The sequence below is a fragment of the Cupriavidus sp. 22TCCZM04-2 genome (genome assembly GCF_057798895.1).
The window spans coordinates 95,126-109,060 of the sequence record NZ_JBYOJS010000020.1 but is presented as its reverse complement, the minus strand read 5'-3'; the positions used below and the strand labels follow the sequence as shown (position 1 = coordinate 109,060).

Annotated in this window: 9 protein-coding genes and 1 tRNA gene; all 10 read left to right on the top strand. The window is 62.3% G+C overall.

Going from position 1 to position 13,935, the window contains the following annotated elements; genetic code table 11:
* Nucleotides 1–2: 2 nt before the first annotated feature.
* Entirely contained in the window at nucleotides 3–1,193 is a 1,191-nt protein-coding gene (gene tuf, locus AC3FKG_RS24640; RefSeq protein WP_464221500.1) for an elongation factor Tu, read from the top strand.
* Between the two features lie 86 nt (nucleotides 1,194–1,279).
* A tRNA-Trp gene (locus tag AC3FKG_RS24635) sits at nucleotides 1,280–1,355 on the top strand.
* 59 nt (nucleotides 1,356–1,414) lie between these two features.
* Nucleotides 1,415–1,795 carry a preprotein translocase subunit SecE gene (gene secE, locus AC3FKG_RS24630; protein ID WP_483709659.1) on the top strand — a complete coding sequence of 127 codons (381 nt, stop codon included), beginning with the start codon at nucleotides 1,415–1,417 and terminating at the stop codon, nucleotides 1,793–1,795.
* Between the two features lie 10 nt (nucleotides 1,796–1,805).
* Nucleotides 1,806–2,387, top strand: a complete 582-nt coding sequence (gene nusG / locus AC3FKG_RS24625) for a transcription termination/antitermination protein NusG (RefSeq protein WP_039011257.1) — start codon at nucleotides 1,806–1,808, stop codon at nucleotides 2,385–2,387.
* A gap of 160 nt (nucleotides 2,388–2,547) precedes the next feature.
* Nucleotides 2,548–2,979 (top strand): 50S ribosomal protein L11, encoded by a 432-nt coding sequence (rplK, locus tag AC3FKG_RS24620; protein WP_010810467.1) that lies wholly within the window; start codon nucleotides 2,548–2,550, stop codon nucleotides 2,977–2,979.
* The gene (rplA, locus tag AC3FKG_RS24615) at nucleotides 2,980–3,675 is read left to right on the top strand and encodes a 50S ribosomal protein L1 (protein ID WP_483709657.1); all 696 of its coding nucleotides are present in this window, start codon (nucleotides 2,980–2,982) and stop codon (nucleotides 3,673–3,675) included.
* A gap of 391 nt (nucleotides 3,676–4,066) precedes the next feature.
* Entirely contained in the window at nucleotides 4,067–4,588 is a 522-nt protein-coding gene (rplJ, locus tag AC3FKG_RS24610; protein WP_483709656.1) for a 50S ribosomal protein L10, read from the top strand.
* A gap of 66 nt (nucleotides 4,589–4,654) precedes the next feature.
* Nucleotides 4,655–5,029: a 50S ribosomal protein L7/L12 gene (rplL, locus tag AC3FKG_RS24605; protein ID WP_011299320.1), complete on the top strand. Its 375-nt coding sequence runs from the start codon at nucleotides 4,655–4,657 to the stop codon at nucleotides 5,027–5,029.
* A 417-nt stretch (nucleotides 5,030–5,446) separates the two neighbouring features.
* Nucleotides 5,447–9,553, top strand: a complete 4,107-nt coding sequence (gene rpoB, locus AC3FKG_RS24600) for a DNA-directed RNA polymerase subunit beta (RefSeq protein WP_483709654.1) — start codon at nucleotides 5,447–5,449, stop codon at nucleotides 9,551–9,553.
* A gap of 114 nt (nucleotides 9,554–9,667) precedes the next feature.
* Entirely contained in the window at nucleotides 9,668–13,912 is a 4,245-nt protein-coding gene (gene rpoC, locus AC3FKG_RS24595) for a DNA-directed RNA polymerase subunit beta' (protein WP_483709653.1), read from the top strand.
* Nucleotides 13,913–13,935: the final 23 nt, after the last annotated feature.

Here is a 13,935-nt window from a genome sequence, read left to right as displayed (position 1 = left end):
AAATGGCAAAGGAAAAGTTCGAGCGGACCAAGCCGCACGTGAACGTTGGTACGATTGGTCACGTTGACCATGGCAAGACCACGCTGACCGCAGCGATCGCCACGGTGCTGGCAGCGAAGTTTGGCGGTGCCGCCAAGAAGTACGACGAAATCGACGCAGCGCCGGAAGAAAAGGCACGCGGTATTACCATCAATACCGCCCACGTCGAGTACGAAACGGCCAACCGCCACTACGCGCACGTTGACTGCCCGGGCCACGCCGACTACGTGAAGAACATGATCACGGGTGCCGCCCAGATGGACGGCGCGATCCTGGTTTGCTCGGCCGCTGACGGCCCGATGCCGCAAACGCGCGAGCACATCCTGCTGGCCCGCCAGGTTGGCGTGCCGTACATCATCGTGTTCCTGAACAAGTGCGACATGGTGGACGACGCGGAACTGCTCGAGCTGGTCGAGATGGAAGTTCGCGAGCTGCTGTCGAAGTACGAGTTCCCCGGCGACGACACCCCGATCATCAAGGGTTCGGCCAAGCTGGCGCTGGAAGGCGACAAGGGCGAGCTGGGCGAAGTGGCCATCATGAACCTGGCCGACGCGCTGGACACCTACATCCCGACGCCGGAGCGCGCCGTGGACGGTACGTTCCTGATGCCGGTGGAAGACGTGTTCTCGATCTCGGGTCGCGGCACCGTGGTGACCGGCCGTATCGAGCGTGGCGTGATCAAGGTCGGCGAAGAAATCGAAATCGTTGGTATCAAGCCGACGGTCAAGACCACCTGCACCGGCGTGGAAATGTTCCGCAAGCTGCTGGACCAGGGCCAGGCTGGCGACAACGTCGGTCTGCTGCTGCGCGGCACCAAGCGTGAAGACGTCGAGCGCGGCCAGGTGCTGTGCAAGCCGGGTTCGATCAAGCCGCACACCCACTTCACCGGCGAGGTGTACATTCTGTCGAAGGACGAAGGCGGCCGTCACACCCCGTTCTTCAACAACTACCGCCCGCAGTTCTACTTCCGTACCACCGACGTGACCGGCTCGATCGAGCTGCCGGCGGACAAGGAAATGGTGATGCCGGGTGACAACGTGTCGATCACCGTCAAGCTGATCGCCCCGATCGCCATGGAAGAAGGCCTGCGCTTCGCAATCCGCGAAGGTGGCCGTACCGTCGGCGCCGGCGTCGTGGCAAAGATCCTCGACTAAGCACGCAGCATCAGGCGAACGCGGTACCAACCGGCCGCGTTCGTTGCCAGAGGGATTGGCTTCATTGCTGATCCCAAAGTAGTTTTAGGGGTATAGCTCAACTGGCAGAGCGTCGGTCTCCAAAACCGAAGGTTGGGGGTTCGATTCCCTCTGCCCCTGCCAAATCAATCAGCCGCGTCGCGAAGATCCTTCGTGACGCGGCTTAGTCTCGTTTGCGAAACATGGCCAATCCCAATGTCGAAACCGTAAACGCCAATAGCGGCAAGTGGTTGCTTGGCGTCGCGGTCCTGCTTGTGGTTGCCGGCGTCATCGGTTTCTATGCACTCGCGCAGCAACCGTCTTATGTACGTGGCGCCGCGCTGTTCGCGGGTATCGCGCTGGGCGTTGTCGTGGCGCTGGTGTCGGTGCCGGGCAAGGATTTCATCGGCTTCGCCAAGGAATCGTACCGGGAAGTTCGCAAGGTCGTCTGGCCGACGCGCAAGGAAGCTGGACAGATGACGGGCCTGGTGTTCGCCTTCGTCGTTGTGATGGCCTTGTTCCTGTGGTCGGCAGACAAGCTCATCGAGTGGGTCATCTTTTCGCTCGTACTGGGCTGGAAATAAGAGGTAGCGCATGACGGATAACGTCCAGCAGGAAACCACCGCCGCGGAATCGCCTTCCTCGAAGAAGCGCTGGTATGTCGTGCACGCATACTCCGGTATGGAGAAGAGCGTGCAGCGCGCGCTGCAGGAACGCATCGAGCGCGCCGAGATGCAGGACAAGTTTGGCCGCATCCTGGTGCCTTCGGAAGAAGTCGTGGAAATCAAGGGTGGCCATAAGTCGGTCACCGAGCGTCGTTTCTTCCCGGGCTATGTCCTGGTCGAGATGGAAATGACCGACGAAACGTGGCACCTGGTGAAGAACACCAGCAAGGTGACTGGTTTCGTGGGCGGCGCCCGCAACCGCCCGAGCCCGATCTCGCAGCGCGAAGTCGACAAGATCATGACCCAGATGCAGGAAGGGGTCGAGAAGCCGCGTCCCAAGACGCTGTTCGAAGTGGGCGAAATGGTGCGCGTCAAGGACGGCCCGTTCACCGACTTCAACGGCAACGTGGAAGAAGTGAATTACGAGAAATCGCGCCTGCGCGTCTCGGTCACGATCTTTGGACGTGCAACGCCGGTCGAGCTGGAGTTCGGCCAGGTCGAGAAGGTGTAAGGAATTTGCCGGTTGCCTGCTGCAAGGCGAGCAACCGGCAAAGGCGCAGCCAAACGGCTGAGCCAAGAGGAGCGTGAGGCCGCGCGACAGTGCGGCGACAGCGCGTTACGACTCAACAGGATCATCTCCGTGAAACGGAGTGATCTGGATTGGAGTAGAAATGGCCAAGAAGATTATTGGCTTTATCAAGCTGCAGATTCCGGCTGGTAAGGCAAATCCCTCCCCGCCCGTTGGTCCCGCACTGGGTCAGCGTGGTCTGAACATCATGGAGTTCTGCAAGGCGTTCAACGCCCAGACCCAGGGCATGGAACCCGGTCTGCCGGTGCCGGTGGTGATTACCGCCTTCGCCGACAAGAGCTTCACCTTCGTGATGAAGTCGCCGCCCGCGACCGTGCTGATCAAGAAGGCCGCCGGCATCACCAAGGGTTCGCCGAAGCCGCACACCGACAAGGTTGGCAAGATCACCCGCGCCCAGGCTGAAGAAATCGCCAAGGCCAAGAACGCTGACCTGACCGCTGCCGATCTGGACGCCGCCGTGCGTACCATCGCCGGTTCGGCTCGCTCGATGGGCATCACCGTGGAGGGTCTGTAAATGGCTAAGGTTTCCAAGCGCGTCGCTGCCAACAAGGCAAAGATCGAGCGCACCAAGTTCTACCCGATCGACGAGGCCCTCGGCCTGGTGAAGGGCTGCGCCTCGGCGAAGTTCGACGAGTCGATCGACGTGGCCGTGCAACTGGGCATCGATGCCAAGAAGTCGGACCAGGTTGTTCGTGGCTCCGTGGTGCTGCCTGCCGGTACCGGCAAGTCGGTGCGCGTGGCTGTGTTCGCTCAGGGCGACAAGGCCGAGGCCGCCAAGGCCGCTGGTGCCGACATCGTTGGCATGGAAGACCTGGCTGAGCAAGTCAAGGCCGGCAACCTGAACTTCGACGTCGTGATCGCTTCGCCGGACACGATGCGTATCGTCGGTACGCTGGGTCAGATCCTGGGCCCGCGCGGCCTGATGCCGAACCCGAAGGTTGGCACCGTGACCCCGGACGTCGCCCAGGCAGTGAAGAACGCCAAGGCCGGTCAGGTTCAGTTCCGCGTCGACAAGGCCGGTATTATCCACGCCACCATCGGTCGTCGTTCGTTTGAAGATACCGCCCTGAAGAGCAACCTGGCAGCACTGCTGGAAGCTCTGGTCAAGGCCAAGCCGGCTACGAGCAAGGGTGTGTACCTGCGCAAGATCGCCGTGTCGTCGACCATGGGCGTTGGCGTGCGGGTCGAGCAGGCTTCGCTGTCGGCCTGAGCTGACGGCACTCGGCTGACCGGAGCCCGATAACGCCGGTCAGCAAAAAGAATTGAAGGTTCCTGCCGACGGCAGGAACTGTCTCCGGACCGCAAGGGATGGAGCAAGGCTTTGGGCAGTGATGCCCGTCGCAGGCGCAAGCCGCGGCAGGCATCACTGGTTATCAAAGACCGCTGGTGTCCGCGTTGCTGCAGTCAGGGAACGCGGGCTTAATCGGACGGTACGTACGCGACGGGGCAACCCGCTGCGACGGCTTCCGGCCCGCCAGCGCAGATGGCGCACCCGAAGGGATTGATGAAGCCGGGCCAGACCCGGATGATTCGGGCCAATCGGTCGCCGTTCGTATGGACTGATGTGCGTCGCAAGACAAGCATCGTTTTGGAGCTAAACCGTGCCACTCAATATTGAAGATAAGAAGGCCGTCGTTGCTGAGGTTTCGGCGCAAGTCGCCAAAGCCCAGACCATCGTCGTCGCCGAATATCGCGGCATCGCGGTTGGCGATCTGACCAAGCTGCGCGCGACCGCCCGCCAGCAAGGCGTCTACCTGCGCGTTCTGAAGAACACGCTGGCCCGCCGCGCTGTGGAAGGTACGCCGTTTGCTGGCCTCGCAGAGCAAATGACCGGTCCGCTGATCTACGGTATTTCCGAAGATGCAGTGGCCTCGGCCAAGGTTCTCAACGACTTTGCCAAGACCAACGACAAGCTGGTCCTGCGCGCTGGGTCGTATGACGGCCGTGTGCTCGATGCTGCCGCCGTCAAGGCGCTGGCCTCGATCCCGAGCCGCGACGAACTGATTGCTCAGCTGCTTGGCGTGATGCAGGCACCGGTGTCGGGCTTTGCCCGTCTGCTGGCCGCCCTGGCTGCCAAGAATAGCGAAGGCGCTCCCGCAGAAGCGGAAGCCCCGGCTGCTTAAGGCTGCGTACAGATCGGGCATACCGATCGCAATACCGATACCGAATCAAATTTAGGAGTAATCCAAATGGCAATCACTAAAGACGACATCCTGGAAGCCGTTGGCGCGATGTCCGTGATGGAACTGAACGACCTGGTCAAGGCGTTCGAAGAAAAGTTTGGCGTGTCCGCCGCTGCTATGGCCGTGGCTGCTGCCCCGGGCGCTGGCGGTGCTGCCGCTGCTGAAGAGCAGACCGAGTTCAACGTGATCCTGGCCGAAGTCGGCGCTAACAAGGTTGGCGTGATTAAGGCTGTTCGCGAAATCACCGGCCTGGGCCTGAAGGAAGCCAAGGACCTGGTCGATGGCGCACCGAAGGCTGTCAAGGAAGGCGTGGACAAGGCTGCTGCTGCCGAAGCCAAGAAGAAGCTGGAAGACGCTGGCGCGAAGGTCGACGTCAAGTAATGCATCGCTCGCGTGCCTTTTCGGCACGCGAATGGGGCTGGCAAAGGGAAACTCCCGGCGCCAGCCTTTTTGCGCTTGTGCGAGTGTGTTTGATTGGCCACTCGCGGCAGCCCAATGTGATGAAAAAGGTGTGTGAGGCGGGTTAAAAGCCCGATGTCTCAGCAGACGCCAAACATCAGTGGCAAACTACCGTGTTGCTGCTGATGTTTGTCTTCTGAACCGACTGCAGAAGACAAGTTTGGTCGGGTGTCCCCCGGGCGAGTGCAGGCTTTGCGCTAATGCATTGACCACACCGCCCGCAGCGTGCGGACACCGTCAGCCAGAGGTTGGTAGCGGCCAACCGCCAAATCCCCTCCCAGTCGCTGAACACCTCAGGCGCGGCCAGGTCCAGCTGCCCTGCGATGATTCGGAGATCCCATGGCGTACAGCTTCACCGAAAAGAAGCGCATTCGCAAATCCTTTGCGAAGCGCGCGACGGTTCATCAGGTTCCATTCCTGCTTGCAACCCAGATTGAATCCTACACCCAGTTCTTGCAAGCGGAAACGCCGACCGCGCGTCGCAAGACCGAAGGCCTGCAGGCCGCTTTCAACGCGATTTTCCCGATTGCCTCCCATAACGGGCTTGCCCGTATGGAGTTTGTCTCGTATCACCTGTCCAATCCGCCGTTCGACGTCAAGGAATGCCAGCAGCGTGGCCTGACGTTCCATTCGGCCCTGCGCGCCAAGGTTCGCCTGATCATCAACGATCGCGAGAACCCGGGCAAGGTGAAGGAAGTGAAGGAGCAGGAAGTCTACATGGGCGAGATTCCGCTCATGACTTCCACCGGTTCGTTTGTGATCAACGGCACCGAGCGTGTCATCGTGTCGCAGCTGCACCGCTCGCCGGGCGTGTTCTTCGAGCACGACAAGGGCAAGACCCACAGCTCGGGCAAGCTGCTGTTCTCGGCACGTATCATTCCCTACCGCGGTTCGTGGCTGGACTTCGAGTTCGACCCGAAGGACATCCTGTACTTCCGCGTCGACCGCCGCCGCAAGATGCCGGTGACGATCCTGCTGAAGTCGATCGGCCTGACGCCGGAGCAGATCCTGGCGCACTTCTTCGTGTTCGACAACTTCACGCTGCAGTCGGAAGGTGCGCAGCTCGAGTTCGTGCCCGAGCGCCTGCGCGGTGAAGTCGCGCGCTTTGACATCGCCGACAAGAACGGCCGTGTCGTGGTCGAGAAGGACAAGCGGATCAACGCCAAGCATATCCGTGACCTGGATTCGGCTGGCACCAAGCTGATCAGCGTGCCCGAAGACTACCTGGTGGGCCGCGTGCTGGCGAAGAACATCATCGACCCGGATACCGGCGAGGTGATTGCCAACGCCAACGACGAGCTGACCGAGACCGTCCTCGAAAACCTGCGTGAAGCCGGCGTCAAGCAGATCCAGACGCTGTACACCAACGACCTGGACCAGGGCCCGTACATGTCGCAGACCCTGCGCGTGGACGAGACCGCCGACCAGACCGCTGCGCGTATCGCGATCTACCGCATGATGCGCCCCGGCGAGCCGCCGACCGAAGACGCCGTGGAAGCGCTGTTCCAGCGCCTGTTCTACAGCGAAGAGTCGTATGACCTGTCGCGCGTTGGCCGCATGAAGGTCAACAGCCGTCTGTCGCGCCCGACCGGCGAGGGCAGCATGGTGCTGCAGGACGAGGACATCCTCGAGACCATCAAGATCCTGGTCAACCTGCGCAACGGCAAGGGCGAGGTCGATGACATCGACCACCTGGGGAATCGTCGCGTGCGCTGCGTCGGCGAACTGGCCGAGAACCAGTTCCGTGCCGGCCTGTCGCGCGTGGAGCGCGCCGTCAAGGAACGTCTGGGCCAGGCCGAGACCGAGAACCTGATGCCGCACGACCTGATCAACTCGAAGCCGATTTCGTCGGCGATCCGCGAGTTCTTCGGTTCGTCGCAGCTGTCGCAGTTCATGGACCAGACCAATCCGCTGTCGGAAATCACCCACAAGCGCCGTGTTTCGGCTCTTGGCCCGGGCGGTCTGACGCGCGAGCGCGCCGGCTTTGAAGTCCGCGACGTGCACCCGACCCACTACGGCCGCGTGTGTCCGATCGAAACGCCGGAAGGCCCGAACATTGGCCTGATCAACTCGCTGGCACTGTATGCCCGCCTGAACGAGTACGGCTTCCTGGAAACCCCGTACCGCAAGGTCGAGAACAGCAAGCTGACCGACCAGGTCGACTACCTGTCGGCGATCGAGGAAGGCAAGTACGTGGTGGCCCAGGCCAATGCGACCGTCGACGCCGAAGGCAACCTGACCGACGAACTGGTGTCGGCGCGTGAAGGCTCCGAGCGTGAAACCCGTATGGTGACGCCGGACCGCGTGCAGTACATCGACGTGGCGCCGTCGCAGATCGTGTCGGCCGCTGCGTCGCTGGTGCCGTTCCTGGAACACGATGACGCGAACCGTGCACTGATGGGCGCGAACATGCAGCGTCAGGCCGTGCCTTGCCTGCGTCCGGACAAGCCGCTGGTCGGTACCGGCATTGAGCGCACCGTTGCGGTCGACTCGGGCACCGCCGTGCAGGCGATGCGCGGCGGCGTGGTCGACTATGTCGACGCGATGCGTATCGTGATCCGCGTGAACGACGACGAAGCCGTGGCCGGTGAAGTCGGCGTGGACATCTACAACCTGATCAAGTACACGCGTTCGAACCAGAACACGAACATCAACCAGCGTCCGATGGTCAAGGTGGGCGACCACGTGGCCCGCGGCGACGTCGTGGCCGATGGCGCCTCGACCGACCTGGGCGAGCTCGCGCTCGGCCAGAACATGCTGGTCGCGTTCATGCCCTGGAACGGCTACAACTTCGAGGATTCGATCCTGATCTCGGAGCGCGTGGTGGCCGAAGACCGCTACACCTCGATCCACATTGAGGAACTGTCGGTCGTTGCCCGCGACACCAAGCTCGGACCGGAAGAAATCACGCGCGACATCTCGAACCTGGCCGAAGCCCAGCTGGCTCGCCTGGACGAGTCGGGCATCACCTACATCGGCGCCGAAGTCGAAGCCGGCGACGTGCTGGTGGGCAAGGTCACGCCGAAGGGCGAGACCCAGCTGACGCCGGAAGAGAAGCTGCTGCGCGCGATCTTCGGCGAGAAGGCTTCGGATGTGAAGGACACCTCGCTGCGCGTGCCGTCGGGCATGAGCGGCATCGTGATCGACGTCCAGGTCTTCACCCGCGAAGGCGTGACCCGTGACAAGCGTGCCCAGTCGATCATCGACGACGAACTGAAGCGCTACCGCCTGGACCTGAACGACCAGCTGCGTATCGTGGAAGGCGACGCGTTCCAGCGTCTGGAGCGTCTGCTCGTCGACAAGACCGTCAATGGCGGTCCGAAGAAGCTGGCCAAGGGCGCGAAGCTGACCAAGGAATACCTGGCGGAAATCGACAAGTACCACTGGTTCGACATCCGTCCGGCCGACGAGGAAGTGGCTGCCCAGCTGGAAGCCGTCAAGGAAGCCATCGAGCAGAAGCGCCACGAGTTCGACCTGGCCTTCGAAGAGAAGCGCAAGAAGCTCACGCAGGGCGACGAACTGCCGCCGGGCGTGATCAAGATGGTCAAGGTTTACCTGGCCGTCAAGCGCCGCCTGCAGCCTGGCGACAAGATGGCAGGCCGTCACGGCAACAAGGGCGTCGTGTCCAAGATCACGCCGATCGAAGACATGCCCTACATGGCCGACGGTACGCCTGCCGACATCGTGCTGAACCCGCTGGGCGTGCCTTCGCGGATGAACGTGGGTCAGATTCTCGAGACCCACCTGGGCTGGGCTGCGCGCGGTCTGGGCGAACGCATCGGCAACATGCTCAAGGCGCAAGCCAAGGCAGCCGAACTGCGCAAGCTGCTCACGCAGATCTACAACGAGAGCGGCAAGGTCGAAGACCTCGACAGCCTGTCGGACTCGGAAGTCCTGGAACTGGCCGAGAACCTGAAGAAGGGCGTGCCGTTCGCGACGCCGGTGTTCGATGGTGCGCATGAGGATGAAATCCGCCGCATGCTGGACCTCGCTTATCCGGAAGAGATCGCGAAGGAGAAGGGCCTGACCGCTTCCAAGCAACAGGTCACGCTGTTCGACGGCCGCACCGGTGAGGCGTTCGAGCGTCCGGTTACGCTGGGTGTGATGCACATGCTGAAGCTGCACCACCTGGTCGACGACAAGATGCACGCGCGTTCGACCGGCCCGTACTCGCTCGTCACGCAGCAGCCGCTGGGTGGTAAGGCGCAGTTCGGTGGCCAGCGTTTCGGTGAGATGGAAGTGTGGGCGCTGGAAGCCTACGGCGCATCGTACGTGCTGCAGGAAATGCTGACCGTCAAGTCCGATGACGTGAACGGCCGTACCAAGGTGTACGAAAACATCGTCAAGGGCGAGCACTCGATCGATGCCGGCATGCCGGAATCGTTCAACGTGCTGGTGAAGGAAATCCGCTCGCTGGGTATCGACATCGACCTCGATCGCTACTGATCGAGACGATCGGGCGCCGGCCACGGCGGGCGCCCACCAGCGCAGGATTTCCCACAGGATTGAATGCCGCTGCACCGGACAGACTCCGGGGCGGCGGCGAAACAAGGAGTTGCAATGAAAGCATTGCTCGATCTCTTTAAGCAGGTACAGCAGGAAGAGCAGTTCGACGCGATCAAGATCGGCCTGGCATCGCCCGACAAGATCCGTTCGTGGTCGTATGGCGAAGTAAAGAAGCCGGAAACGATCAACTACCGTACGTTCAAGCCGGAACGCGACGGCCTGTTCTGCGCCAAGATCTTTGGACCGATCAAGGACTACGAGTGCCTGTGCGGCAAGTACAAGCGCCTGAAGCACCGCGGCGTCATCTGCGAGAAGTGCGGCGTTGAAGTGACGCTGGCCAAGGTGCGCCGCGAGCGCATGGGCCACATCGAACTGGCCGCGCCGACCGCGCACATCTGGTTCCTGAAGTCGCTGCCGTCGCGTCTGGGCATGGTCCTGGACATGACGCTGCGCGATATCGAGCGCGTGCTGTACTTCGAGGCATTCGTGGTGCTCGAACCCGGCATGACTCCGCTCAAGAAGAGCCAGATCATGTCGGAAGACGACTACCTGGCGAAGTGCGACGAGTACGGCGAGGGCGAGTTCGTCGCCATGATGGGTGCCGAGGGCATCCGTGAATTGCTGCGCGGCATCGACATCGAGAAGCAGATCGAACAGATCCGCGCCGAACTGCAGGCCACCGGCTCCGAAGCCAAGATCAAGAAGTTCGCCAAGCGCCTGAAGGTGCTCGAGGCCTTCCAGCGTTCGGGCATCAAGCCCGAGTGGATGATCCTCGAAGTGCTGCCGGTGCTCCCGCCCGAGCTGCGCCCGCTGGTGCCGCTGGACGGCGGCCGCTTCGCGACCTCGGACCTGAACGACCTGTATCGCCGCGTCATCAACCGTAACAACCGCCTGAAGCGCCTGCTGGAACTGAAGGCGCCCGAGATCATCGTGCGCAACGAAAAGCGCATGCTGCAGGAAGCGGTTGACTCGCTGCTGGACAACGGCCGTCGCGGCAAGGCGATGACCGGCGCCAACAAGCGTCCCCTGAAGTCCCTGGCCGAAATGATCAAGGGCAAGGGCGGCCGTTTCCGTCAGAACCTGCTGGGCAAGCGCGTCGACTACTCGGGCCGTTCGGTCATCGTGGTGGGCCCGACGCTCAAGCTGCACCAGTGCGGCCTGCCCAAGCTGATGGCGCTCGAGCTGTTCAAGCCGTTCATCTTCCACAAGCTGGAAACGATGGGCATCGCCACCACCATCAAGGCGGCGAAGAAGGAAGTGGAAAGCCAGACGCCGGTGGTGTGGGACATCCTCGAAGAGGTGATCCGCGAGCACCCGGTGATGCTGAACCGCGCGCCGACGCTGCACCGCCTGGGCATTCAGGCGTTCGAGCCGGTGCTGATCGAAGGCAAGGCCATCCAGCTGCACCCGCTGGTCTGCGCAGCGTTCAACGCTGACTTCGACGGTGACCAGATGGCTGTTCACGTCCCGCTGTCGCTGGAAGCGCAGATGGAAGCCCGCACGCTGATGCTGGCCTCCAACAACGTGCTGTTCCCGGCCAACGGCGACCCGTCGATCGTGCCGTCGCAAGACGTGGTGCTGGGTCTGTACTACACGACCCGCGACAAGATCAACGGCAAGGGCGAAGGCATGACCTTCGCCGACATCAGCGAAGTGATCCGCGCCTACGAGAACAAGGAAGTCGAACTGGCTTCCCGCGTGAACGTGCGTATCACCGAGTATGAGCTGGTCGACAAGGACGCCGAAGGCGACGCGCGTTTCGCACCGAAGATCACGCTGCAGGCGACCACGGTTGGCCGCTCGATCCTGTCCGAGATCCTGCCGAAGGGCCTGCCGTTCTCGGTGCTGAACAAGCCGCTGAAGAAGAAGGAAATCTCGCGCCTGATCAACACCGCGTTCCGCAAGTGCGGCCTGCGCGAGACCGTGATCTTCGCCGACAAGCTGCTGCAGTCGGGCTTCCGCCTGGCGACGCGCGCCGGTATCTCGATCGCGATCGACGACATGCTGGTGCCGCCGCTGAAGGAGAAGATCATCTCCGAGGCCTCGGCCAAGGTGAAGGAATACGACAAGCAGTACATGTCGGGTCTGGTGACGGACCAGGAGCGTTACAACAACGTCGTGGACATCTGGGGCGCCGCCGGCGACCAGGTGGGCAAGGCGATGATGGAGCAGCTCCAGCACGAAGACGTGGTCGACCGCAACGGCAACACCGTCAAGCAAGAGTCGTTCAACTCCATCTACATGATGGCCGACTCGGGCGCACGGGGTTCCGCAGCGCAGATCCGCCAGCTGGCCGGTATGCGTGGCCTGATGGCAAAGCCGGATGGCTCGATCATTGAAACGCCGATTACGGCGAACTTCCGTGAAGGCCTGAACGTTCTGCAGTACTTCATCTCGACCCACGGCGCCCGTAAGGGCCTGGCCGATACGGCACTGAAGACCGCGAACTCGGGTTACCTGACCCGTCGTCTGGTCGACGTGACGCAGGACCTGGTCGTGGTGGAAGACGATTGCGGCACCTCCAACGGCGTGGCCATGAAGGCCCTGGTCGAAGGCGGTGAAGTGATCGAAGCCCTGCGCGACCGAATTCTGGGTCGTGTGACAGTGGCCGACGTGGTGAACCCTGAAACCCAGGAGACCGCGATCGAGACCGGCACGCTGCTGGACGAAGACCTGGTCGACCTGATCGACGCGATCGGCGTGGATGAAGTCAAGGTGCGCACGCCGCTGTCGTGCGATACGCGCTACGGCCTGTGCGCCAAGTGCTATGGCCGTGACCTCGGCCGCGGCGTGATGGTGAACTCCGGCGAAGCGGTGGGCGTGATTGCCGCCCAGTCGATCGGTGAGCCGGGCACGCAGCTGACCATGCGTACGTTCCACATCGGTGGTGCGGCATCGCGTGCGGCCGTGGCATCGAGCGTGGAAGCGAAGGCAACCGGTACCGTGCGTTTCACGGCGACCATGCGCTATGTCACCAATGCGAAGGGCGAGCTGATCGTCATCTCGCGTTCGGGCGAAGCGCTGATCACCGACGACCACGGCCGCGAGCGCGAGCGCCACAAGATCCCGTACGGCGCCACGCTGCTGGTGCAGGACGGCCAGGCCATCAAGGCTGGCACGCAGCTGGCTACCTGGGATGCACTGACTCGACCGATCGTTTCGGAATACACCGGCACGACCAAGTTCGAGAACGTGGAAGAAGGCGTGACCGTCGCCAAGCAGATGGACGAAGTCACCGGCCTGTCGACCCTCGTGGTGATCGACGCCAAGCGCCGCACGGCTGCCACCAAGGGCATTCGCCCGCAGGTGAAACTGCTCGACGCGAACGGCCAGGAAGTGAAGATCCCGGGCACGGACCACTCCGTGACCATCGGCTTCCAGGTTGGCGCGCTGATTACCGTGAAGGACGGCCAGCAGGTTCACGTCGGTGAAGTGCTCGCACGTATCCCGACCGAATCGCAGAAGACCCGTGACATTACCGGTGGTCTGCCGCGTGTGGCCGAACTGTTCGAAGCGCGTTCGCCGAAGGACGCCGCCGTGCTGGCGGAAGTCACCGGCACGACCTCGTTCGGCAAGGACACGAAGGGCAAGCAGCGCCTGGTCATCACCGACCTGGACGGCAATGCCCACGAGTTCCTGATCGCGAAGGAAAAGCAGGTGCTGGTGCACGACGGCCAGGTGGTGAACAAGGGCGAAATGATCGTGGAAGGTCCGGCGGATCCGCACGACATCCTGCGCCTGAAGGGCATCGAAGAGCTGGCGCACTACATCGTCGACGAAGTCCAGGACGTGTACCGTCTGCAGGGCGTGAAGATCAACGACAAGCACATCGAGGTGATCGTTCGCCAGATGCTGCGTCGTGTTCAGGTCGCTGACGTGGGCGACACCAAGTTCATCCCGGGTGAACAGGTGGAGCGTTCGGAGCTGCTCGACGAGAACGATCGCGTGATCGCCGAAGGCAAGCGTCCGGCGACCTACGAGAACCTGCTGCTGGGTATTACCAAGGCGTCGCTGTCGACCGACAGCTTCATCTCGGCGGCATCGTTCCAGGAAACCACGCGCGTGCTGACCGAAGCCGCGATCATGGGCAAGACCGACGACCTGCGTGGTCTGAAGGAAAACGTGATCGTTGGCCGTCTGATCCCGGCCGGTACCGGCCTGGCCTACCACCGTGCCCGCAAGGCACGCGAATCGGCCGAACGCGAACGCGCCCAGGCGATCTCCGAAGAAGAGCAGTCGCTCTTCATCGAGCCGCCGCCGGTGGTGCAGGCGACGGAGGGTGAAGGCGACAACGCCTGATCCATGCAGTAGCGCTCCGCCGC